We start from the raw sequence: 24,342 nt of genomic DNA on the forward strand, positions 1-24,342 counted from the left end.
TATCTATCCGCCGAGCCTGAAATACTTCGCGGCGGCGGAGAATTGCGAGCCGTCGGCCTCGATCTCCTCGAGAATCTTTGGCAAAAGGTCGGACGCTGGTGTCGGCCTGGAGAAGCTCGCGGCCCGAATGTCGTGCGGTCCGGTGATCACCAGCATGATCTGCGGCAGGGCTTTGCCGGCCGCCTTGTCGGCGGCGCCCAAACCAATCGGTATGCTGAAAGTCGCCTTGTCGGCTTGCGCCACCATGCGGTCATCAAGGTTGAAGGCGATGCCTCTGTGGTCGATCAGCATGACGTTGGAAACGAGCCCGCCATGGGTTGCCAGCGTGCCCATGATCGGCGCGCCGTCCGGCACCGCCGTCCGGTCGAGAACCAGTTGCGGCCTTTCCACCTGGTTGCGGTCGAGCAAGCGCAGGAACCTGGTCACTTCACACTGGGGCTGGTCGATGACACGGACGCTGATGTCGGGCTCGAGATGGAACCTCGACTGAAAGTCATTGAGCATCTGCTCGAAGGGCTGCACGGCTGTTGCGAAGCCTTCGATTGCGGCGGCGCTGGCGCTTTGGGAAGTCAGCGACGCGTAGAAACAGTCGCCGCCACTGAAGTCGCGCACCCACGACGCACGTTGCGCCGTCTCGTCGACTGCCGCGGCTGGCGGCACCGCCGGCTTGGGCATGTTGATGGCGACGTCGGTGTTTTCGGGCTGCGTGGTCAACGGCGGCCGCGGTTGCTGGGACGGCTGCGGCGTGTTCGCCGCTTCGGACGGCGCAGCTGGCAGCGGCTTGCTGGCGATCGCAGTCGGCGGCACCGGCTGAGCCGGCGGGCTGGCCGGCAGCGCCGGCACTGGGCTCTGCGCAATCGTCGGCGAGGAAGCCTCCGGCTTTGCCATTTTGGAAAGCTTATCGACCAGCTCGGTTGCGCTTGGTTTCGTCGCCGGCGGGTTTGCTTCCCGCGCCGGCTTGCCCTCTGCCTGCGTCGGGCTTGGCGCCGACGTCCCCGGCGGCTCGCCGACTGGCTGCGGCGGGTTCGCCTTCGCCTCGGGCTTTGGCACCGACACCGCGTTTGACCGGGTCGCGGTTGGCGTCTCGGCAGGCTTGATCTCGACCGGCGGAGTAGCCGTTGCTTCGGGTTGAGCCATGGATGGTGCGGTCTCGCCGATGGGCGGCACCATAGGCGCCTGCCTGTCGGCGGTCACCGGCTGGCCCGTCGGCTCCTGGCCGGCGACCTGCTGTGATTTTGTTGCCGATGGCAGCTCGGGGCGCGGGGTCGGCACCGGCATTTCGAGGGGCTTGGCCTGCTGCGGTTTCTGCTTGCCTGCTGCGTCCGCCTGGTCCGCGGCCGGTATTGTGGTCTTCACCTGAGCATCCGGCAGCGCAGGTGGCATTGCCGTTTGGTCGGTGGCAGCGTTGTCTTGTTTTGACGGCTCCGGCTGCAGCGGTGATGATGGCAGCGATTGCGATGCTTCCGGTTGCGGCTTCTGCACCACCGGTTTTGATGTCAGAGGCTTGAGGGTCTCTTCGGCCGGGGGCCGCGCCAGGATGCCACTGACATAAAGGCCGCCCCCCAACAGGACCGCCAGCGTCACCAGGGCGCCAGCGATGGCCGGCATCCGCCCCGGCGTTCGCGGCTTAGCCGGAACGGTCGTGCCGGGCGTCGGCGCCGACTCTGGTTGCGACAAATGCGCCGGCCGGACATGCTCGACAAAGCGTTGTTCGCCCGGAGATGCCAAAGGCTCGAGCCTGGAGGTGGGCAGTGCCGTCCAGCCGGCGCGCGGCAAGCCGGAGCGTTCCCGCGAACCATACGATACGGGCGGCAATGTGAGCTCGACATCCTCGCCACGCGTCGCCCTGGCGATCTCGGCCATGCTGGCGGGCCGATCGCGCGGGTCGGGCTGCAGCATGGCGCCCAGGAGATCGTGGAACTCGGGATCGATGTCAGACAGGTCTGGGACGGTCCGGCGTTTTTCGATGACCTCGTACTGCGAGCCGCTCATGTCGAGTGGCTTTCCGCGCAGTGCGGCGGCGAGTACCAAGCCGAGGCTATAGATATCGGACTGTTCACTGACCTCGCCGCCATAGAGGCCGAGCTGTTCGGGCGATACGTAATTGTATTTGCCGGCGAACTTCCCACCGATCAGCGTTTCACCGCCTGCGGTCGCCGAGCGAGCGATACCGAAATCAATGATTTTGGCGTGCTCCACCCGCCCGCCAGGCAGGATGATGTTGTCCGGCGAAAGGTCGCGGTGAATCGCGCCCGCCTGATGAACAGCCGCCAGCCCCGAGGTCAAGCGATGGCAAAGGCGCCGCACGTCTTCCCCCTGCATCGCTCCGTGACGCATCACGTCAAACAGTGATTGGCCGTCCACGAACTCCATTGCCAGGTAGGGGCGGCCGATCTTCGGATCGATGGTGAAGACGTGATAGCGAACCACCGCGTCATGCGACAGATGGTTGAGGATCGATGCTTCCTTGCGGAACAGCGACAGGATCGTCTGGTCACGGGCGAATTCGGGCAGGACGATCTTAATCGCCACGTGATCGCCGGTTTGGATGTTGTGGCCGCGATAGACTTCTCCCATGCCGCCGGACGCGATCCTCTCGTCGAGTTCGTAGATGCCGCTGAGCTGCGTGCCGGCGCCGGCATAGGTGACGTTGGTCGATATCCGGGTCTTATCGTCGTCGCTCATCTCGCCAGGCTCTCCGGTCCGGACCGATCCAGATGGGGCGCACCGTTGCGCCCGCCGCCGATCTTCACGAGTACGATGGTTACATTGTCGGTGCCGCCGCGCGCCAGCACCGTCTCGAGCAGGCTCCGGCACGCCGCCTGTGGCGTTGCCGATCTGACTGCGGCTTCGATCTCGGCGTCGCTGACATGAGCCGTCAGTCCGTCGGTGCTCAGGACGAAAACATCCCCCGCCATCAGCTCGCCCTGCTGGAAATCGATCTCGAGCTCGTCGCTCACCCCGACTGCATGGGTGATGACGTGGCGGCGCGGCCAGGTAAGCGCCTCTTGCGCGCTGATCATGCCGCGATCCACCAGTTCCTGGACCTCGGTGTGATCCTTCGAGACCTGAAAGATTATCCCGTCACGGATCAGATAGATGCGGCTGTCGCCGGCCCACAGGCCGGCGAACCGTCCATCCATGGCAAGCAAGGCGGCGAAGGTCGAGCCGATGGTGATGCCGCGGGATCGCGAGATCTCGCGGATCTCGGAATTGGCGCGGCTCAGCCGGTCCTCGAAGCGCGCACGAAGGTCGGGTGCCGAGCTCGCGATGCCGATCGTTGCCAGATGGTCGACGATGCTGGCCGACGCGACCTCGCCGGCTTCGTGCCCGCCCATGCCATCCGCCACCACCCAGAGACCGGTCTGCGGCTCTATCAGGTAGTTGTCCTCGTTGTGGTCGCGAACGCAGCCTCTATGGGTCACGCCGAAGCTTTCGATGGAAAGGGCGACAGTGCTCAATTTGCCACCTAGCGCTTCGCGAGCGTCCCCTGTGACCAACCCCGGGCAGCGTGCCCAGGCCACTTTGCCATAAGCGCATCCATTAGAGTACCAAAATGAGTGCCGCAGCCACCGCTGCGCTTGAACAAGGCCATGTCAGAACGCCTTCGGACAGCTGAAGTCGACCAGGGCTGGCAACAGGAAGGGATTTGCCGCCGGTCCGGTCTGGATCATGTAAGCGACGTCGCGTCCGCCGATCACGAAGCGGGCTTCGCCGCCGGCGGTGATGGTCGCCTTGTCCAGCAGACGCTTGAACGCCCAAGGTCCCTCGAATTTGATAGCCGAGTCGCGGCCGGGCATTTGCGGCATCAAGGTGAGGCTGGCGGAAGCCGAGGCAGTGCTGTTTGGCCACGTCACCGTGCTGGGCGCGTTGCCCGTCTGGCTGCTCTGGACGGTCTGGCCGTCAATGTTGAGAACGGCGTTGTCTGCGTCTCCATTGAGCGTAGACGGCGTGATGGTCATCGAAACCGAGGGCACAGAGCCGCCGGACGGAAAGAAGGCGCTGCGGATCTCTGCGGCCGACTGAAAGGATTTCAGGGTCGATTTCGCCAAGTCGTGGCCGGCGCGGGCATCCTGTCTCCAGGTCCATTCCTGACCGCTCATGTCGATCAGCGACGCAAGGTTCTGCGCAAAGAAACGGTCAATCAGCCCGCCCGGTGCGAAAAGCTTGGCGAAATCCGGTATCGAAATCTCTTGGGTGGCGTCCCTTGCGAAGGGATAGCGACCGCCTACCGCCTCCTCGCAGGCTCGTGTGACCGTCTGGTCGAGGTTCTGGTTGAGGTTGGCCAGCGAGGCTTCGGCGACATTGCCCGCAAACTCGTCCGCTGCCGCGTTGACCATGCGCGCAAGCGGCTTCGGAAGACGCGAGACATTGGCGCGCAGCGTGGAGATCTGCAGCTGCAGGTTGGCGTTGACGCGTTCGGTCTGTGAAGGATCATCGGCCGAAAGCCTCAGGCTTTGAAAGATATCGCGGAAATTCCGCGTCAACGCATCGATTGGCCGCCCTCCGTTTGCGCCGCTGACCAGGGACTGGAACGATCGAAACTGCGCCTCGACGTTCGCCCCGGCACTGTGTGCGACAGCCGAGCCAGAGCCGGCACGGCTCTGCGACTTGCCGGCGATCTGCAGGCCGATGCGAGCCAGGCCTTTGGCCATGCTGGCGAGATCCTCTTGCGCCGTGCCGCCTTCGCCCTCGATCATCTTATCCTTTGTCAACGCGGTCTCGTCGGCGATCGCCGTGGAGAGCTGAGCAAGAGGCGAGTCTGGCGCGGCGAGAGCGGAAAGCGCTAGATATCGCGGCTTGTCCTCGAGCAATGCCTTGAACATCAGCTGGTCAAGGACGCCGTTCCATGCGGCGGAGAATTCCTTGCCGTAGCGATCGATTAGTTCTGGACCGAGCTTGGGCAGGTCCTGGTCGATGCCGCCCTGTTCCCCGCCGCCGCCAAGCACCCATTGGTCGTTGACGAGGATTTGCGCGATGCGCGAGAGCTGTGGCAGGAAGAAACGGTTGAAGCCGTCGCGCGTGTAAAGCCCGGGAATGTCGAGATCCGCGAGATCGCCGCCATCCGCGCGTTCGAACACGAGCTGTGCCTCTGGGCCGGCTTTTGCTGCGACTGGGAAGCTCTCCAGCCTTGCCGCGTAGACCGCCGACTTGATCAGCGCCGAAGCGCGGTCAGCAAGGCTCATGCGGCCAAGCGAGCGCTGCGCGGCTTCGATCAATGGCTGGTTGAGCTCGAAGACGGGATCGTAGGCGTCGTCCAGGGCAAGCATCGCGCGCAGATGCTTTTCGAGCTGCGCGCGGCCCTCGCGGTTGTTCTCGCCCGGATAGCGGTTCACTTCCCAATCCTGCTTCATCCAGGAAACAATCAACTCGTTATCGACCTTCGGAGCCTTTCCGCCGAGCATCAGGTAGATCTTCAGCGGCTCGTAGAGCGCGATTGGATCGGCAATCTTGGCCTGGATGGTCCGCTCCGCCTGCACCAGGAGCCGCGAGCGGAATGTCCGCTCGAGCGCTTGCCGATAGGCATCCTTGGAGGCCGACAGCAGCCTGTCGCGCTGGCCAAGCCCGAACGTCTCCTCGATCGGCTTTCCCTGGTCGCCGGTCTCGAATCCCGCTGGCAGGTTGCGCAACTGGTCGAGCGCGCCGATGACATTTTCGAGGTCGACGTCGCTCACCATAGTGCTCTTGAGCAGCGCATCGGCGCTGTCGCGATAGTGGGCCATGGACTGCCTGGTGGACGTGATCAGGGACTGGTTGGCGAAGAAGCTCAGCCCAAGCACGCCGAGCGCCGTCAACGTCGCCAGCGCAATCGTGGCGAGGCCACCAAATCTCGCAAGTCTGGCGCGCCGCTCGGCCACCCGGTCGAAAGATACCCAACCTGATTCCGGGAAGATCACCTTGGTCAAGAGATCGTGCAGGAAGAAGCTCTTGCCGGTGCCCGAAAGATGCGCCTGCGAGGCGGTGCCGAAGCTGCGCCCGATTGTGCCCAGTACCTGGTCGAACGGTGTTCCTTCCTGAGTACCCGAGGAGAAATAGAGGCCCCGCAAGCTGACATTCACCCGCGATCGGGAGGCATCGAACAAACTGCCGATGAAATGCGCGGTCCGGTTCCTGAGGGCGCCGAACTGCGCCGGGAAGTCGAAGATGGCGATGCGCGCCACCGGGTCGGCCTCTTCCTGCAAGCGCTCGACGAGTTCTTCTGCCAAGCGCTGCGCCAGGCCGTCGAACTCAGCCGCTGCCTCGCCGGCCATGTTCCTTGTGCGATCGGCGGTCTGGAAGGTCGCGCCCCATACCTGGCGCCTGCGCACGTCATCAAAGCCGCCGAAATAATCCATGAAGCCCGACAAGAGGTCGGCCTTGGTGAAAAGCAGATAGACGGGAAACTGGATCTTGAGCGTCTCGTGCAATTCGCGCAGACGGCTCCTTATCTCGGTGACATGCGCATCGATATGCTGGTCGTCGAGGCTGATGAGATCGGCGAGGCTGATGGCGAGGATCACCCCGTTGATTGGTTGCCTGGGGCGGGTTTTCTTCAGCAATCCCAGGAATGCAAGCCAGCTCGCCTGGTCGCGTTCGCGGTCCGATTCGTGCGTCGTGTAGCGGCCGGCCGTATCGATCAGCACGGCTTCATCGGTAAACCACCAGTCGCATGACCGCGTGCCGCCGACGCCAGTCACCGGCTGGGCGTTGCCGGAGCCCGCAAGCGGAAAGTTGAGGCCGGAGTTGACCAGCGCCGTCGTCTTGCCGGCGCCTGGCGGACCGATGACGATGTACCAGGGGACATCATAAAGGAAGTTGCGCTTGCGGCTCGTCCGCCTGAGCGTCGCGATGGCTTCGCTCATGCGCGCTTCGAGCACCAGTGAATCGTCGTTGCGCTCGTCGCCGCGCACAATGGCCGTTTCGAGCGCCTGTTGCGCCTTGCCTCTTTGCCAGAAGCGAATGCCGTAGAAAGACGCAAGCACGATGGCGGTCGTGCCGATGATGAGAGCCCTGAGCCACACCGACCCAAGCGGGCGGGTGTCGGCGAAGCGGATCAGGGGTCCGGCATACCAGACGGCGGCCGAGAAGCCGACCAGGGCAAGCGCGCTGAAGATCCGCAGCACCCAGCCGATCAGCTCCTCGCCGCGCCGGCTCATAACGCGTCCTGCTTTGGGAGTATCACGTCGACGCGGCGGTTCTTGGCCCGGCCGTCGGCGGTCGCATTGCCGGCAATGGGTTCGTCTTCGCCCTTGCCTTCGACGCTCAGGCGCGACGGGTCCTTCAATTGCTTGGCCATCATGGCCTGCACCGCTTTTGCACGTGCAACAGAAAGATCGAAATTCGACTTGAATGGGCTCGACTTCTTCGGCTTCACGTTGTCGGTATGGCCGACGATTTTGATCGGTCCGGGTTCGGCATCGAGCGCCGAGGCGATGTCTGTCGCGATGGGCTGGAACTGTACCGTTACCCCGGCCTGGCCGGGCACGAACAAGAGCTGGCTGCTGATCTCTACGACGATGAACTCGCCCTTGGTGCCGACGCTCAGTCCACCGCCCGCGACCTCCTTGGCGAGTGCGGTGCGGATGCGGTCGATCTGCGTGGTGTTCGCAGGCGTAGGTGGTGGCGGGTCGGCTCGCGCCGGCTCGGCGGGCGCCTCTACGCTGGCCCGTTCAATCATAACCGGGCTGGATGGATTGAGCGCCAGCAACTCGCTGGCAGTGACATCGCCTTCGTCAGTGATCAATATCCTCAGCCAGAAAAAGGCTACCGTCACCAGGGTCGCGCCTGCCGCTGCGATCGCCCACAGCGGCAGCCGCCCTGCTGGCCTGGGCATCGCCGCCGCCATGCCTTGCCACCTGGGCGAAATCTCGTCTGCGGCACGTGGCCTGAAATAGCGCAGTGTGTCGTAGACGTCGCGCCGGACGCGCTCGAGTGTGTTGCGCTCACCCGACAATGCCCGATACTGGCCTTGGAAGCCCAGCGAAAGGCAGGCATGCATCAATTCGAGCAGGTCGCAATGGCTTTCAGGCTTGGCGAGGATATTGTTCAGCGCCTCGTAAAAGCCGGTCCCTGTCGGCTGCGTGTGGAAGAACTTCATCACCATGCTGTGCCGCAGCCAGGTATGCTTGTCCGGCCAGGGCAGATTGCCGATGAGGTCGTCAGCGGTTTCACAAAGCGCAAACTTGGCGATCCGCGCGTCTTGTTCGGCAATTCCGGCTTTGGCCGTGGCACGGTCGAAGCTATCGATGTTGTCCGCGATATGCTCGGCCAACGCGGCCGCTTGGCGTTCGACCGGCATCAGCCGCAACTGGCCGAACAGCATGAGCAAGGGGGCTGCGGCGGCAAGGATGGGATTGGCCGCGGCATACTTCACGCCAGCGGTGGCGTGGAGCAAGGCATCCTGCTGCAACAGTCCTTTTGCAGCCACCGCTTCGTTGTCTTGAACAACAACAGTTCCCGACGACCAGCCGGGGGGCAACTGGCGGCCGGCGCCGGGGTCGAACACGGTCGATTCCCTGGCCGGTGAGGGGACAGGGGGCACGCTTTGCACACCGGAACCAGCGGGAGCCACGAGCGGCCTTTGCCTCGGCCGTGGCACGCGGATGACGGTTTTATCCGGAGGCTCGGAGGAATCGTCCTTCGAGCTCATCGGCGCACCACCGCCGAAGTCCAACGGGGGTCTTTCAGACAGGAGGAAAGCGGCATACGAGGCTCAGTATCAGCAGCGAGCCGGATCGAAGGTCTGATCTTGCCGAAACATGACATTCCTGCACACGCCCCAAGCCGCGCCGCTTGCCAGCCTGGCAAGCGCTCCTATGCCATTCTAGTCGCACAGGAAGCCGATTGAAATCGGAAAGCAGGATGTCAAGGAAGCGGCTTTTCCATGATGTTGCATAGCGAGTGCTAGCAACGCCATCTGGTGCAAGGCTATTTCTGCTTGCCAGCCTTGGCGTAGGCTTCGGCGAAATAGGCAAGAAAGACATCCAGCATGCCGTTTTCGTGCTTGTCTTCCATCGTCCGCCACGTCGCGACGACCGCATCCCAGGCGTGGCTCTTCCTGGATGAAAAGGAGGCGGGCGGGATTCTTCTGGCGATTGCCTCCGGCGACAAGTCGTCGAGCAGCCTTGAGAGCGCGGCCTGCATGGCTGCGTAGGTTGCGATCTCGTGGGTCTTCAGATCGTCGAACGCATCCTCGATGCTGCGTCTGGCATCCAGATAACCTGCCCGCCGCTTGGCAAACATGATCTCCAGCATATCGTCGGTGCCCGGCACGAATTTCAGCGGGTTGTTGTCCGCGGCGCCGATCATCGTGCGATGCGCGCTCTTGGCGAGGACCTTGGCCGCCGCGCGCGCCTTGAGCAGCAACGACAACTGCTCGACTGTGGTTCGCAAGACCGCGCCGATCTCGGCAGCGACGTCATGCGGGTCGCGCGACGCCAACAGCTCCGGCGACAAGCCGGCCGCCCTGGCGATATCGCCAAGTATCCGGTCGGCTTCCGCCGGCTGCTTGACTGGGACGTCAGGGCCGGGGCTCGGCGCCGACGACATCGACATTTTCGCTGCCTGGCCAGGGCTGTGTTCTGCCGGAGTGGGCAACGGTGCGCTGCCGGGCTCAAGCGACCGTCCCGTCGAGGCCGGCAACTCGCGTTGCGTCGAACCGGTCCTGGCTTGCGGATGACCGGCGCCAACGGGCTCTTCGTCGATCGAAACGGTGATGACATAATGGCCAATCAGCAGCCGGTCGCCTCGGATTAATCGATGCGGCGCATTCAGGCGCTGGCTGGAGCCGTTGACGAAAGTGCCGTTGCGCGAGAGGTCGTATAGCCAGAACGAGCCCGTCTGATAACGGATTTCGCAATGCCGCCCCGAGATGAATTTGGCAGGGTCGGACAGCGTCCAGTCGCAGTTTTCGCGCCCGATTTCGAAGCCACGGTCGCGGGCGGCATAGCTCGCGGCGACCCCTGGCGGTAGCCGGTCGACATTGCTGATCTGAAGCGAGATGAACATTCGAAGCCACTGTCCGCTGAAATCCCAAGGCATTCTAGCAGCTTGCCGGCGCAGTGGGAGAGGCGGGTTTCACGAACAATGCTCGCCAGGTTCATGCGTTGCTTTTATTTGGTCTCCGTCGAAGGTATGCTAGCTTGCGGCGGTCAGATGCTGTGAACGTGATGCCGTTCACGGAGCGGGGCTTCAATCCATCATCCCGGCTGCCGCGTCGAGGAGGGGCACGACCCATGCCGAATGAACGTGCCACGGTTCTACAGACGCCGGTTGGGGCCGATGTGCTGACATTTACCCATCTCGTTGGCCGTGATGAGATCAGCCGATGTTTCGCCTATACCGTGGGGTTCGTCAGCAAGAGCCGTGAGATCGATCCGCTGAAGATGCTGGGCGGCGTCGTTTCCGTCGAAGGCGAATCCGATCCAAAGCGCTGGTTCAGCGGTCTGGTGTCGGATTTCAAACTTACCCGCATAGAGGATCGGTTGACCTATTACGAGGCCAGTGTCAGGCCATGGCTCTGGTTTCTCGGCAACACCACCGACTGCCGCATCTTCCAGAACATGACCGCTGTCGAGATCGTTGAAAAGATCTTCTCGAAATACGGCATCGCCAAGTTCGAGAAGCGGCTGCAGGGGTCTTATCCCTCGCGCGAATATTGCGTGCAGTACGATGAGAGCGATCTCGATTTTGTGCAGCGGCTGCTCGAGCACGAAGGGATCTTCTATTTCTTCGAGCACAACGAGGGCAAGCACACGCTGGTGCTGTGCGATGCCATGAGCAAGCTGAAGCCGGCGCCAGGCTACGACAAGGTGCTTTACAATTTCGAAGGCCACGGCTCGCGCCGTGATGTTGAATACATTACCGAATGGATTCCGGGCAGCGCCGTGCGTCCAGGCGCCTACGTTCATACAGACTATGATTTCGAGAAGCCCGGCGCTGACCTGATGGCGAAATCCGCTCAGCCCTTCGCCCATCAGGAGGCTTCGGGCGAAAACTACCGTCAGCCCGGCGCGCATCTCGATGTCGGGCGTGGCGATAAGATTGCCGGTATCCGGCGCGAGGAACTCCAGGCTGTGCACCAGCACAGCACGGCGGTGGGAACCGTCCGGGGCCTTTTTTCAGGCTGCAAGTTCACGCTGGAAAGTTTTCCGCGCGACGACCAGAACCAGGACTATCTGGTGATCAGCGCCGAATACCGGCTGTTCGATCCGGGCTACCGGACCCAGAACGAAGCCCACAGCGAGAACTTCAGGGTCGTGCTGGGCGTTGCGCCCACCAAATTGCCCTACCGGCCGCTGCGGATCACGCCGCGACCGATCATGCGCGGGCCGCAGACCGCGACCGTCGTCGGCCCGTCAGGCGAGGAGATCTTCACCGACAAATACGCGAGGGTGAAGGTGCAATTCCATTGGGACCGCCTCGGCAAGAAGGACCAGAACTCGTCCTGCTTCGTGCGTGTGTCGCAGACGTGGGCCGGCAGCGGCTGGGGCTTCATCCAAATCCCTCGCCTCGGCCAGGAGGTCATAGTCGATTTCATCGAGGGCGACCCCGACCTGCCGATCATCACCGGACGTGTCTACAATGCATCGGAGATGCCGCCTTACGCGCTGCCGGGCAACGCCACGCAATCAGGCTGGAAGTCCAATTCCTCGAAAGGCGGCGGCGGCTACAACGAGCTGATGTTCGAGGACAAGGCTGGTTCCGAGCTGGTCAATTTCCAGGCGCAGAAGGACCACCATCTGCTGATCAAGCACGATCGCAACAAGACCGTACAGCACGACCAGTCCGACCGCATCGACCATGACGCCAAGCACTCCGTCGGCCATAACCTTGACGAGGACGTCGGCAACAACAAGACGGTCAAGATCGGCGTCGACCAGACGACGAATATCGGGTCGAACGATTCCGAGACGGTGGGTAAGAACCGATCGCTGACGGTAATGGCGAACGAGACGATCCACGTCGTCGCCAATTCGACGGAGAACATCGACGCTAATCACTCGCAGACGGTGGGGCTGGTGCAGACGGTGACTGTGGGCGCGGCGCGTATGGATTCGGTAGGGGCGGCCGAGACACGGAGCGTCGGCGCAGCGCAGTCGAACACGATCGGGGCTTCACGTTCGGTTACGGTGGGGGCGGAGCAGAGCCACGATATTGGGGCGGATGATAGCTGGAATGTAGCGGCCAGCCAAAGTATCGAGATCGGCGCCGATCAGGGCCTCAAAATCGGCGGCGCGCAGAACACCGAGATTGGCAAGACATGGACCGTCAAGGTCAGCCAGGATGCCTCGACCCAGATCGACGGGGCGCACGAACTCAAGATCGGCAAGAAGAGCCTCACCCAAGTCGGCGAGGATGCGGGGTTGGTGGTCGGCAAGAACCTGACCATCGAAGCAAAGGACTCGATAACGATCAAGACCGGTGGTGCCGAGATCCTTATGAAGAAGGATGGAACGATCACCATCAAGGGAAAGGACATTACGGTCAAAGGTTCGGGAAAGATCAATGTCGACGCTTCGAGCGATATCGTCATGAAGGGCAGCAACATCCTGCAGAATTGAGGTTCGAAATGGTTGCGTTGAAATCGCGGATCGAGGGTGTCGTTATCGGCGTTCTGTTGGGCTTCGAGGAAGCCGCGCCGCTGGTCGTATTTGCAGGCAATCCAAAGGAGACCGCACTCAAGGCGAAGAGCCTCGTCGCGCTGGGTCCGGACGCGATCGCCTCCGAAGTGGCACTGTTGTTCGAGGAGGGGGATCCACTACTTCCGCTGATCGTCGGACGCATTGTCGATCCGACCCGCGACTCGCGGCCGCGGGCGTTCAGTGACGGGCGCCAGGTGCGGATCCATGGTGAGGAACGCGTCGAACTCCGCTGCGGCAAAGCGTCCATCATCCTGGAAAAAGACGGTCATATCACCATTCGCGGCACATATGTCACCAGCCATGCCAGTGCGGCAAATCGTATCCGCGGTGGCTCGGTCAACCTCAACTGATGCCGCGCGCACCCGTCCTTCCGAAAATCGTGCGCCAGCACGCGGAGATGGCGGCGTTCCTGTGGACAGTCTACGACCGGCACCTGCTTCACCCGGATGAGAATCCTGACATGGACGCTGAGCGGCTCGCGCGGCTGGTCGAGCGGCTGGAGGCGCATTTGGACGGGCTGTGGGTGGCGGGACCGGACGGCAAGCGGATCGCTCAGGAACGGTTCGCCGAATATCCCGAAGCGGGCGAGCTGTTCGTCGTGCGCATGCTGGAGGCGAAGCGCCCGATCCCGGTCACAGAGCTGGACCTCAAAAAGGTCAGAGAATATCTCGGGGCGAACGGGGTGTAGATCCTAACCAAGCTGCCGCGCCCGATTATCCATCGTGACGCACTTCTTCCCATACGTCGTCCGGCAGATCCGTGATGACCCAGGCGTTTTGCCGCCGTTTGGCGACCCCCTTGTGATCGAAATACCAGAGCACGCCATCCGCGACATCAATGAGCAACGGGCTCTGCAGTTCGTCCGGCAGGCCAATCTCCTCTTCCAACTGCAAATCCTTGCCGAGGACATGGATCACCGTATCGCCAAGAAGGTGGGGCCGGCCACCGACTAGGCAGATGGAATGGTAGTTCTCGGCGAAGCCCGGCTGCGAGAAATCCTCGAAGCCATGGGGATCCCGACCTGCGACGATCAGACCACCGCCGCCCGCCGCTAGAAGGCGACCGTCCTCTAGCACGACAACATCCTCAAGATAGGTGTTGCCTGGTAGGTCCACGCCCGTCCAGCGGCGTTTATTCCGCACGTACAGGCAGCCGATTTCGCCTGCCAACTGGGTCTCGAAGCGCTCCTTCGCGGCAAGGTATTGGGGCATCGTGCCTGTCTCTGCGATCCGGTCGAGTTCGGCTTGCTCGGCGACGGTCGGCTCACGGAAGGCTGCGGCGGTGTTGCCGCAAGCCGCCCACTCCCCATTCGCGTTTCGCGCCACGGCCTCGAAGGCGTTGTCGCCCAAAGCCTCGTCATCCGAGCCGGCTATTCTTGTCCACGCGTCCCGTGTGTCGCGCACATAGACTTGCGAACCGTATCCGCAGGCAATCAGTTCGTCGCCCAATTGCCGAATTTGGCTCATCGAGCCACGGCCCTCTTCGTCGTCGCCGGCGCCCGCATCCGGAATCTGCTCACTGGCAAATTGCTGGCCGACGAAGCTGACATCGCCGTCGATGCCGAGGGCCGCGAGCAACGCCCCGTGACGCCAGCCGTCGAGTCTCGTCAGCCACACGAGCGTCGATTCGAAATGCAAATAGTTCCATTCAGGCATGCCCGGCGCTCGGTGGAGCGTAAGCCTGCTGAACTGCGGCCCGTCCTCGAGCAGGCCGGTCGAAATTGCGAAGCCGTCGGCAGACAGCGCACAGGCCGCCCAGATATTGTAGTCGCTCATGATATTGTCGTGTTCAGCATTTTGCTCGCCGCCGCCTTGTTAGGAAGCGTCCCTGACGTGCGGCCGACCTGGTTCGGCCCGATGTTTGCGGTCTGCCTGGTTACCGCGGCCTTCGCCTTCGCGATGCACGCGGCCGTTGGATTGCCGTTCTTATCCTGCTTGATGTCGCTTATCGACTTCTTCGACTCAGCGATAATGTCACCGAGCTTCGCGGTGTTCCAGGTGCCGTTGCTTTTCATGGTCTCAATATGCGCCTTCTTGGCCGCGCCTTTCAGATTGGCCGGTACCTTCTGCCCGAGCTTCTTGAGCGCTGCCCGCTCCTTCTTGTGGATCTTTTTGTGCGCCGACTTGCTGACACAGATGCAGACGCCTTCACCGATCGACGGCGCGTTCTTCACGCGCTCGCCGATGTTCCGCTTCTGCCTGCCGAAGGTCCGCGTGATAGTCGAGGCGCCGGCCGCCTCAGCGGCAATCGCCTGGTCCCGCGTGCCCGTGCGGCAGGTCTTGTCCGGAACGACATGATGCGCCTCGCCGGGAGGCTTCGCGTTCGCGCAGGCAGCGGCGATGTCATCATAGGAACCGACGAGGCAGTCCGCGTCCTGGCCGGGTTTCAGGTCGGCGGCCGCGACCTTCGGCCAGGGCGGCGCATTGCCGACCGGCGAGGCATGGTTATTCGTTGAGATGTCCGTAAACCGGCTGATCGGCTCTCCATCCATCTTGACGTTGCCGGACCAAGCTTCGGCGTACTCCTTGCCGGTGTTTTGCGAGCTGACGACGCCCTTTTTCGGCGCACACCCCGCTTCGGTCCCCGTGGTCTTGGTGTAGTAGGACTGGTTCTTCTGCGTGACGGTCTTGCCGCCGATCTTGACTGTGCTCGTCCCTTTGTCCGTGTCGGAATCCGTGCCGAAGCTTGGGTAGGGAATCGGCACGCCGGGCGGCGTAGCCGGCGTCTGCGGCGGCGTGAAGCAGACATCTGGAAAGGCCGCGATCACCTGATTGGTCTGCGCCTTGCAAGCGATCTCGAGCCCATTCGCGAACACGGTCATGCGGCGACCCGCCTCCGCGGCATTCGTCCCGCGGTCAACAGCATCGCACCGCAGGCGCCGTCGTCGCCCGAAGACTCGATCAGCACCGGATCGCCTCGGTCGTAGCCTTTCATGGCAGCGGTTATGGCCATGCCAACCGTCATCGGCACGACAGCGGCTCCGACATTGCCGAGACTTTCAGCTGGGCTCCAGAAGTCTTGGAAACCATGATGGCCTCGGACGAGCCGCAACGAGGCAATCGCTGCCTGCTTGAAGAAATAGCTCTCGCCGATAAGATCCGAAATCCGGTAACCGACATCGCGCATTTCCATCCCCGAGGCGTCCAGAGCCATGCGGTAGGCTGCGGTCATGCCGTTACCGCGGAGAGGAAGATCGGTACGGTTGTAGATATAGGCCGGCTCGCGGGCCAGGCCGAGGCCGAGGAGGCGCATGGTGCCGCTGCCTGGGCGGGTGCAGAGGATAGCACTGGCAGCTTCGCCGGGGATGAAGCCATTAGGGTTGTCTGGGGTGAGCAGGCGCCGTTCGGCCAGATAGTGGTCGATCGTTAGTCCCGCCAGGTAGCTGTCGACGCCGCAGATCATCACGTAAGGTACGCTGCGGTCGGCCAGCAGCCGACGGGCCTGGTCGAGTGCGACGTGGCCGGAGGGCCGGCCGTGGGCGACGATTCGCGTTCGATACGGCGAGGCGATGCCGGTGATCTCGGCGATGCGCGCAGCGAGGCGTGCGGCTTCCGGGGCGAGCCGGCCGGGCCGGTCTTCTTCGGCGAGGCAGAGGATGAGCGCTGCGGTGCCACGTGCCTCGGGAACGAGCTCGAAGGCCTCGATGATGGCGGCCGCAGCCATGTGGGCCAGCCGTTTCTCCCCTGTGAACTTGCGCGGCAGCGGCACCGGGGCGCCGACCAGCCAGCCGCCGCCCGGGCCGACAAAGCGGGTTTCCTGGAAGCCGTCGAGTTTGGCACGCATCGCGGCGCACGCCGAGGGGGCGTCGAGACCGACCGCGGTCACCATGCCGATCGAAATGATGTCGAGCTCGAGTGTCATGCCTCCTCGATTTCTTCTTCCGCGTCAGCACCGTTTGCACGGACATAAGTTCGCCCGGTCCCTCGTGCGCGCAGCATGGATTGCGTCGGCGGCCCGATCCAGCATTCCGAAAAATCGAGGATCGTGCGCTTGAGCCGCTGCTGCAACCGCCAAACCAGCGAGAATCGTCGATTTTCTAGATCGAACAGGATGGTGTCCGGAGACAGTTCACCGTCGAACACCTTGTCCTGCTCCTTGAACAAGGTCATCTGCAACGCCGGCGCCGGCAGGCGGAAAACCTCCTTGCCCATCGGCGTCAGATTGATCAGCTGCACGTCCTCACCGCCTCTCGGAGAGTCGATCTGTTGGTCAGGTGGCGCCATCTGGAAATAGCGTTCATCGAAATCCGGCGGCAGGAACGGAAAAATATTGTCGATCCAGTTCTGGTCATATGTGCCGCCATATTCGATGCGGCCGGGCCAGCCGCGCCCCATCGGCCCGAAACTCATCGGCCTGTAGTCCCCAAAGGGTGAGCGCACTTCCTCGCCGACCGCCTGCGTGTTGGGCAGCCGCAGGCCCGGGACTAGACGCTGGTTCTTGGTGCGCGACCAGCCGGTTCCGACCGGGTTGTATTTGTAGCTGGCGGGAAGCTTGTCCTCTGGGTCCAGTCGGTCGACGCCGCCCCAGGCTACGTCGTAGGAAATCGGCAGTTTCAGAAAGGGCTGCGGAGCCGTAGCGGTAAACAAAGGCCCGATGGCGCGCCACTCGCGGTGCCCGACGACCTCGAACAGCTTCGACCAGTTGCCGACCTTGATGCCGACCGGCACGCGCTCGGCTGGACGCCCGCCCGGCGCGTAGGCACAGCCATTGGCGATCACATCGCAGCGCGGCTTGCGGAAGGCGAAGTCTGTCTCCCACAACGTTGCCGAATAGCCGGGCACGCCGGTTTGCGTGTCGGCCATGACCAGCGGAACCTGTTCGGCCGATTTCTGCACCAACCCGCCAGGCTTCGTCGGAAAATCGAAAGTGCCCTTGACCACGACCACGATCCATTCGTGGCCGGCCTTGTCCATGCCCATGGTGAACTGATGCGGATAGCCCATCTGGTTCCATATCTGCATCAGCTCGCCTCCATATGGCTGGCGGCGATCTGCTCCAGCACCGGCTGCGGCGCCAGCTGGTCGACATCGAAAATATCCGTACGCGCCGTCCACGCTACGAGATCGTCGATGACATCGCCCTCGCCATCGACGACCGGCGCGGGTAGGCTGGCCAGCACCGCGTCGAGCTCGTCCGGCGTCATCTCGCCCCGTTGCGCGGCGAAGGCAGCTTTTTCGATATTTTCGAACCAGGCATCGGTATAAGCAAGCTTCAGCGGTGCTTCATCAAGACGTGCGACAACGCTCAGTGGAAATTGCCGGCCGACCTTGTCGGTGCTTTGCAGTACAATGCCGGCCGCGGCGCCGAAGGAACCAGGCCCGCTGAGGAAACGCAGCGCAATGTGCTGCGGCCAGGTTTCAAGTCCGAACAGCGGCACGATATGCTGCGCCAGCCAGCGGTCCCATCCACGCACGAAATCCGCCGGCAGCCGCCGGGTCACGAAATCGCCGGTGGCGGGCATCTTGCCGTAAAAGCCGGGCACGATCAGATCTGCGGCGGACATGTGAATTTCTTGAACATTTCGAGCGTGTAGGGGTTTTCGACGCTGGCCGCCTTGAGCTCGAAGTCGGCCCACATCCCCTTCGTGCCGAGCCGCAGGCTGTAGACGTCGGTGAGCTTGGTCGCGGCGAAGCGGCCGCCGCGCAGCATTCTGAGCCAGGCCCAGCTGCCGGTTTCGTTGAGCATCACTTCAGGCGAGCCGTCGACCGGCTGGAAGGCAAGCGAGATCACCCCGGTGCCGTCCTTGCCGGGCCACGTCATCGGCTGCGGCCGGGTGGCATTGTTGTAGTAGACGAGGTTCTGGCCATCGAGGTTGAGCGTAACCCGCGCCGCGCCGGGTGCGAGGTCCTTGGGTTCGAGGGTGAAATTCATCACCGGGCCGGTGCCGCCTGGAAACAGGTCGTCGCGGATATGCCTGGCCTGCTCGAAGGCTGCGAGCGCCGCCGGGTCGAGACCGAAATCGGCCCGCCATTTCCACGGCTCGCTGGCGGTGTCGACGTAGTTGATCAGATGGTCGTTGATGAAAGCATCGATCAGGCCCGTCGGCCCGAACAGGCGCTGAAAGTCGCGCACATTAACGTCGACCGCGCTGTCGGCGCTGAATGGATAGCGGTTGTTGAGCGCCGCCTGGCAGAAGGGGAGTATGTCGGCCCTCCAGATGGCATTGAGCTCGTTGGTTACAGCCTTCTGCGACAGGCCACTGGTGTCGCCGGCAATACCGCCCAGCCAGTCGTTGACGGGCGAGGGCAGGATCTGTGCTTGTCTCGCAACCGCGCCTGTCAGTTCGGCAAGGCCTCCCTGCTTCTTGATCGCATCCTGCGGGTTGGGATTGGCGGTGACCGTCTGCAGAACGTTCGACAGCGCCGTAAGCGCGACGATCGCCGCGTCGAGCGCCGGCGGCTGGCCGTCGACCTGTGCGATGGTGCCTTTGAGCGGCTTGAAATGGTCAGCCACCAGGCTGCCGGTCATGTCCACCTGTTTGGCGGAGCCGGCGCGAGGCAGGAGCTTGGCGCCTGAGGTCACCACCTTGCCGAGCTTGCCAAGCTTGCTCAGCAGCTTCGAACCGGTCTTGGCGGCAGCGCCGCTTTGGCCCTCGGCCGGCGCCTCGTCGGAGCGGGTGAGGTCGGTCTCCTGCACCACTGCCGTCAACAGGCGCTTAAGCGCGGAGTCGGCGCTTGACAGATCCTTGAGGTTCTCACTGGCAATGTTGAGATCGGTCAGCGGTGAAAGCCGCATGTCCCGCAGGAAAGAGTCCCACTGCGCGATATAGTCGTCGTAGTAGAGCTTCAGGATGTCCTGGGAGAGCGCCGAGACCGACGTCTCCGAATTCTCCGCGCAGCCGCCGGCAAACACCGCCCGGTCCAACGCGGCCTGGCCGGCGACATCCTCGACTCGGTCGAGGACCGCGTCATGGAAACCGGCATAGGTATAGGGGCCTGGAACGCCAACACGCAGTGTTTTGTCGGAACGGCGCGCGAACACCTTGCCTCCGTTCGGCCCGGCGAAATTGGCCGGCACCCATTCCTTGACGGCTGCTACTTCCGGGTCGGCCAGGAGTTGCCTGTAGGCGCGCTCGGGCAGCGAGATCGTGCACACAGTCTTCAGCGCCTCTGCGACCAGTTGCTTGTCGGGGGCGATGTAGCTGTCATCGACTGCCATGCGGCCGATAGCGGCAAGCTGGTGCTCTTCGGCGTCGGCCGTGGGGAAGGGCGGCGCCGGCGCGAATTGCGGCAGACTGTTCACCCACCAGTTCTGGACGAAATCGGTGTCCATTTGCGACAGGCCAGTCATCATCCGGTACGTCTTCAGCGCGCCAAGCATGAAATCCGGATCGCGGATTTGCCGCCACATCGTAGCCTCGAGCAGGGCGACCATATGCGGCTCGAGCACGTTGCGCAGGGCATGGTCGTAGGTATCCGTCTGTGCGCGCATCAACTCCGCCGACGCGGTCGGCCCGAGCAGGTTATGGACGCCGTCTGGCGGCGGCGTTCGTGCCGTCGCGACTGCGCCCATCGCCGCCAGCGCGCCATCCAAGGTCGGCTGCTCGACCGCAGCCGGCATGGCGGCCACCTCGGTGAGCGGCCGCTGTAGGGCTTCGAACTGGCCAGCCTGTTCGGCGATCGCATTGCGGTTGTCGAGGTAGGACCAGGTGAACAGGCCGCCGGCCAGCAGAGCCGCGAGCGCACAGGCGGCGGCAGCCCCGCGCCAGATCCAGGCGCGGCGACGCTGCGCCAGCGGATCGAACGTACCAAGGCCGGCCTCCTTGAAGATAACCTCGGTCAGAAGGTTCCTGAGGAAGAAGCTGCGCCTCTCGACCCGCGCCGCCGGCATGGCGCGGCGCGGCGGCAGGCCGAAGGAGGACGACAACGCCGCGGTCAGCCGGTCGATGGGAGCGCCTTCCTGGGTCGCCGATGTTAGATAAAGGCCGCGCAACCAGGCGGCTTCCTCATAGCGGCTTTCGCCGAATATTGCCTCGATCAATGTCTTGATCGGCTCGCCGAGGCTCGCCAGCTGGGCTGGAAAGCGGAAGATCTCGGCGCGCGAGGCGAGCTTGTCTTCGTCTTCCAGGCGTGGCACCAACCTCCGCTCCAGCTCGGTGGCGAGCCTGGATAGCTCCGCCTGGATCGTGCCGGCGTTGACTTGGGCCTCGAGCGGAAAGGTTGTTCCCCATACCTGCTCGCGCGCGCTTGTCGACAAGCCACCGAAGAAGGCTTCGAAGCCTTTGATCAGATCTGCCTTGGTCAGCATCAGGTAGACGGGCAGGCGGATCTCCAGCCGATCATTCAGCTCGGCCAGTCGGCGGCGGATCTTGCGGCCGTGCGCCTTGATCGCTTCCTCGCCCTCCGAGAGCGCGTCGATCGACAGGGCGACAATGACGCCGTTGAGCGCTCGGCGGCCGCGGTGCTTTTTCAAGAGGTCAAGGAAGCCCAGCCATTCCGCGGCATCGACGTCCGGCTGGCTCTCCTGCTGGACGTAGCGGCCCGCGGTGTCGATCAGCACCGCGTTTTCGGAGAAGAACCAGTCACAATTGCGCGTGCCGCCAACGCCTTGCAAATCATCGGTGAGGTCGATTGGAAAATTGAGACCCGATTGGCGCAACGCCGTGGTCTTGCCGGTGGCCGGAGGTCCGACGATCACATACCACGGCATCTCGCGCAGGAACTTGCGTCCGCCGAGCTTGCGCCGCTTGAGCTCGGCCATCACCTCGCCGAATTTGGCGCCGACGGCTGCAACGCTCTCCTCGCCAGGGGTGAGCTGTTTTTCGGCTACGGGAGCTGCGATCTCGGCGACAAACATGCGATTGGCGCGGATGGCGCGCCGTTGCGCGATGATCAGCCAGATCAGCCATAAGATGATCAGTCCGGCGACAATGGCGATGCGCACATTGTCGGATTCGAATGGCGCGTAAGGACCGACCCTTACGATCGGGCCGAACACCCAGATCAACAGCGAAAGCAGTGCAATGCCGATCAGGGTCCACAGAAATCGCGAGGTGATGACCGCCCACAGGAAGCGCAGGATGAACATCTCAGAGCCTCTTCTCGACCAGGACCTCAACGCGCCGGTTGAGCGCGCGGCCCTCGCGCGTCGAGTTGTCGGCCACCGGATCGGTGTCGGCGCGGCCTTCGGAATGGATGCGCGCCTGTGGCACGCCAGCCTGCACCAGGAGGTCCCCTATGGTCTGCGCGCGTGCCTCCGAGAGCCGCTGGTTGCTCGCCAGCGGGTTGGACCGCTGCAGGCGAACATTGTCGGTATGGCCGATGATGGTGATCTTTCCAATCAGCTCCTGGTTGGCGAGGATCACCTTGGCGATCGAGGCGATCAGCGGCTCATAGCCTTGGGACAGTGTCGGCCGCGAGGACTGGAAGAGCTCTGGGTTGGAGGACTGGATGATCAGCTTGGCCAGCGAGACGCTTTCGGTGCCGCTGAGCGCGCCCTTGAGGCTTGCCGGCGCTTCAGCCTTGAATGCGGGCAAAAGCGCGAAATCGACCGCCTGTGGCGGCTCAGGTTCGGGCGCATCCTGCTTTGGTGCGGCGCGGGTAACGTCCGCGCGAGATGCCGGCGGCAGGGTGCGCACCAGTGCGGACAATTCAACCGCCAGGCTGCTCAAGCTCATCGATAGGCCGATATAAGCGGCGGCGGCGATGGCAATTGCAGCAAGGGCCATCACCCATATCGGGACGATGAAGCGCTGTGGCTCGTCGGAAGCGATTACGCCTTTCCAGTTCGGCGATAGCGGCGCGCCGTCCGCGTCCGCATTGCGCAGGACGCGCGCGGCTGCCACACGCACGCCATTGAGCGAGCGGTCGCCGGCTCGGCCGGGCACCCGATACTTGCCGCGGAAGCCGAGCGCCAGGCAGTAATACTGAAGCTCCAGCATCTCGCGGTCGCGGTTGGGATGGCGCTCCAGCTCGTCAAGGCGGGTGAAAAACTGGGTGCCGGCATCGACGTCCCCACGCAGCATGACCACCAGCGGCTGGCGCGGCCAGGCGCTGGCGCCGCCCCATGGCGTGTTGAGCGCAAGGTCGTCGAGCAATGCCGCCACGGCCCATGCCGCCTGATCGGCGCGCTCCAGCGAGGAGCCCGCTGCCATAACGGCGTCGCGCGCCTGAACCAACTCGTCGAGCAGGCGTGTGCGCATTGCTTCGGGGTTTTCCGGCGCCAGAGCGCTTTCGAGCTCGGGGGCGAATTCGAGCAGTGGCGCGAAGATGTTGATGAGCGGGTTGGGATGGAAGCGCGCCCTCTTGACTGGAGCGCCTGGCGTCAGCGGCGCGAGCGGTCGCGGCGCAACGCCCGCCAGCCTGATGCGCGTGCGCTCGCGATCCTCCGACAGACCGAAAGGATCATCCCGGCTCATCACCTGTTCACCGAATAGCAGTCGACCTGGGGCTCGCTGTCCAGGACACCCGACACCCCAATGACGAATCCGGGCGCGTCCAGCAAGGAGGCCCAATGCTCGCTCTTCTGATCGAGCTCCAGGCACAGCCGGTCGCCATCATAGGGAATCTCGCGTGGCTGCGAATGGAGCGGTTTGAGCGGGATGCCCGGCAGGCGCGACTTCCAAAGCCCTTCGAACTGGTCCGCGGCGCCGACTGTCGCCTGGTTGACGAAGATCTTGCGCAGCGCGTCTTCCGAAAGCTCCGATCCGACGCGGATGACGATCCGGCTGGCGAGCAAAAGCTTGGGGTTGTCGATGCGTACTTTCCAGACATTGGTTGCGTGCCGCATCACCGGCAGCGCGCGCGATTTCGGTTCGATGTAGCGCAGGCTGAGGATGAGCGAACGCAAGGCGTCGGCCAGTGCCATATAGGCGGGGCCGGGGGCCATGTGGTCGTAGGCCGGCAGGTCGCCGAGCCGGCGCGAGCTCGAGCCGTAGGTTGCCATCTCGCCGGCGAGTCCGGCAAGTTCGAGATAGAGTTCGGCGGGATGAAAGACATCCTGCGCCAGCATATGGGCAAGGCGCGGGCGAGCGGCATTGGCCAGGTGCAGCATCAAGAGGTCTTCGACGCTACGGCCGGCGCCGCCCATCACCATCTTGCCATGCGCTTCGCCGATCTGCTCGAGGCCGGTGACGACCTCCTGCAGCAATTGCCTGTACCAGTGGACGGCGCCGGTGATCAGCGTCGGCGGCAGGAACGTCTCGTCGAGCGAGATGCCGCCGTCGGCGCGTACACCTTTTATATCGGCGATCGGCAAGGCGGTATAGCCGCCGACCGATTTGCCGGGCGCAAGCAGCGCCGCTTGCGGCCTTGCGATCTCGATCTCCTCGGGATCGCCGCCAATTTGGACGGCATCGCGCACCGATACGATCTTGCCGTGGTAACGCGCGCCCGTCGAGGCCGCATGCGCCGGGTCGAATCCCACGCCTCCGGGGGGCTCGAGCGGCAGTGCGACCAGCACCGGCCCGGCGCCCGTGTCGGGCGTGACCGGTAGCGGCTTCGGCGCATCCATCAGGTCGGGAATGGAAAAAGGCGTGCCGTCCGGGAAAATGCCCCGGGCGGACACGATCGAAACCTGACCGGCGTCGAGCAGCGACTGGTCGAGGGCCAGTTGCTGGAACCCGAAAGTATGGAGCTGGCCGGCCCGCAATGCGCCGCGCACCATGCCTTCGAAGAACCGATCCTGCTGCTGGAAGTGTTGGGTCCTGAGAAACAGGCCCTCCGACCACAGCACCCTGTTTGCATCGCTCATGCCGCTACTTTCTGCATGCAACTATATG

Annotated in this window: 16 protein-coding genes; 3 read left to right on the forward strand and 13 right to left on the reverse strand. The window is 63.4% G+C overall.

The window, feature by feature from the left end:
• Positions 1-3 precede the first annotated feature (3 nt).
• From FJ954_RS09665 to tagH, 5 genes are all read right to left on the reverse strand, one after another.
• Positions 4-2,685, reverse strand: a complete 2,682-nt coding sequence (locus FJ954_RS09665; RefSeq protein ID WP_140661218.1) for a serine/threonine-protein kinase — start codon at positions 2,683-2,685, stop codon at positions 4-6.
• Positions 2,682-3,461, reverse strand: coding sequence for a PP2C family serine/threonine-protein phosphatase (locus FJ954_RS09670; protein ID WP_140661219.1), 780 nt, complete (start codon positions 3,459-3,461; stop codon positions 2,682-2,684). Before FJ954_RS09670 ends, FJ954_RS09665 begins: the two co-directional genes overlap by 4 nt.
• A gap of 135 nt (positions 3,462-3,596) precedes the next feature.
• Positions 3,597-7,136, reverse strand: a complete 3,540-nt coding sequence (gene tssM / locus FJ954_RS09675; protein WP_181177789.1) for a type VI secretion system membrane subunit TssM — start codon at positions 7,134-7,136, stop codon at positions 3,597-3,599.
• Positions 7,133-8,485, reverse strand: a complete 1,353-nt coding sequence (tssL, locus tag FJ954_RS09680; protein WP_348641124.1) for a type VI secretion system protein TssL, long form — start codon at positions 8,483-8,485, stop codon at positions 7,133-7,135. Before tssL (FJ954_RS09680) ends, tssM (FJ954_RS09675) begins: the two co-directional genes overlap by 4 nt.
• 422 nt (positions 8,486-8,907) lie before the next feature.
• Positions 8,908-9,987 (reverse strand): type VI secretion system-associated FHA domain protein TagH, encoded by a 1,080-nt coding sequence (gene tagH, locus FJ954_RS09685; protein WP_140661221.1) that lies wholly within the window; start codon positions 9,985-9,987, stop codon positions 8,908-8,910.
• 227 nt (positions 9,988-10,214) lie between these two features.
• On the opposite strand from tagH, the gene tssI reads away from it, so the two are divergent.
• From tssI to FJ954_RS09700, 3 genes are read left to right on the forward strand one after another with little or no spacing between them, the layout of a single operon-like run.
• Positions 10,215-12,542: a type VI secretion system tip protein TssI/VgrG gene (gene tssI, locus FJ954_RS09690; RefSeq protein ID WP_140661222.1), complete on the forward strand. Its 2,328-nt coding sequence runs from the start codon at positions 10,215-10,217 to the stop codon at positions 12,540-12,542.
• 8 nt (positions 12,543-12,550) lie between these two features.
• The gene (locus tag FJ954_RS09695) at positions 12,551-12,973 is read left to right on the forward strand and encodes a DUF6484 domain-containing protein (protein ID WP_140661223.1); all 423 of its coding nucleotides are present in this window, start codon (positions 12,551-12,553) and stop codon (positions 12,971-12,973) included.
• The gene (locus tag FJ954_RS09700) at positions 12,973-13,311 is read left to right on the forward strand and encodes a hypothetical protein (protein ID WP_140661224.1); all 339 of its coding nucleotides are present in this window, start codon (positions 12,973-12,975) and stop codon (positions 13,309-13,311) included. The genes FJ954_RS09695 and FJ954_RS09700 overlap by 1 nt, the downstream gene beginning before the upstream one ends.
• Before the next feature lie 25 nt (positions 13,312-13,336).
• Here FJ954_RS09700 and FJ954_RS09705 read toward each other — a convergent pair whose 3' ends face one another.
• Genes FJ954_RS09705 through tssK form a run of 8 tightly spaced genes read right to left on the reverse strand, consistent with a single transcriptional unit; the run spans position 13,337 to position 24,314 of the window.
• Positions 13,337-14,398 carry a hypothetical protein gene (locus FJ954_RS09705; RefSeq protein WP_140661225.1) on the reverse strand — a complete coding sequence of 354 codons (1,062 nt, stop codon included), beginning with the start codon at positions 14,396-14,398 and terminating at the stop codon, positions 13,337-13,339.
• Complete coding sequence (locus tag FJ954_RS09710) at positions 14,395-15,444, reverse strand: DUF4150 domain-containing protein (RefSeq protein WP_140661226.1); 1,050 nt, start codon at positions 15,442-15,444, stop codon at positions 14,395-14,397. Before FJ954_RS09710 ends, FJ954_RS09705 begins: the two co-directional genes overlap by 4 nt.
• Positions 15,441-16,484, reverse strand: a complete 1,044-nt coding sequence (locus tag FJ954_RS09715; protein WP_140661227.1) for a 3-oxoacyl-ACP synthase — start codon at positions 16,482-16,484, stop codon at positions 15,441-15,443. Before FJ954_RS09715 ends, FJ954_RS09710 begins: the two co-directional genes overlap by 4 nt.
• The gene (locus FJ954_RS09720; protein WP_140661228.1) at positions 16,481-17,584 is read right to left on the reverse strand and encodes a DUF2169 domain-containing protein; all 1,104 of its coding nucleotides are present in this window, start codon (positions 17,582-17,584) and stop codon (positions 16,481-16,483) included. The genes FJ954_RS09715 and FJ954_RS09720 overlap by 4 nt, the downstream gene beginning before the upstream one ends.
• A complete protein-coding gene (gene tagF / locus FJ954_RS09725; protein ID WP_140661229.1) occupies positions 17,584-18,126 on the reverse strand; it encodes a type VI secretion system-associated protein TagF in 543 nt (180 codons plus the stop codon). Before tagF ends, FJ954_RS09720 begins: the two co-directional genes overlap by 1 nt.
• The gene (gene tssM, locus FJ954_RS09730; RefSeq protein ID WP_140661230.1) at positions 18,108-21,650 is read right to left on the reverse strand and encodes a type VI secretion system membrane subunit TssM; all 3,543 of its coding nucleotides are present in this window, start codon (positions 21,648-21,650) and stop codon (positions 18,108-18,110) included. Before tssM (FJ954_RS09730) ends, tagF begins: the two co-directional genes overlap by 19 nt.
• 1 nt (position 21,651) lies before the next feature.
• Positions 21,652-22,980, reverse strand: coding sequence for a type VI secretion system protein TssL, long form (gene tssL / locus FJ954_RS09735; protein ID WP_140661231.1), 1,329 nt, complete (start codon positions 22,978-22,980; stop codon positions 21,652-21,654).
• The gene (tssK, locus tag FJ954_RS09740) at positions 22,980-24,314 is read right to left on the reverse strand and encodes a type VI secretion system baseplate subunit TssK (protein ID WP_140661232.1); all 1,335 of its coding nucleotides are present in this window, start codon (positions 24,312-24,314) and stop codon (positions 22,980-22,982) included. The genes tssL (FJ954_RS09735) and tssK overlap by 1 nt, the downstream gene beginning before the upstream one ends.
• Positions 24,315-24,342: the final 28 nt, after the last annotated feature.

This window comes from Mesorhizobium sp. B2-3-15, from assembly GCF_006442875.1.
Lineage (GTDB): Bacteria > Pseudomonadota > Alphaproteobacteria > Rhizobiales > Rhizobiaceae > Mesorhizobium > Mesorhizobium australicum.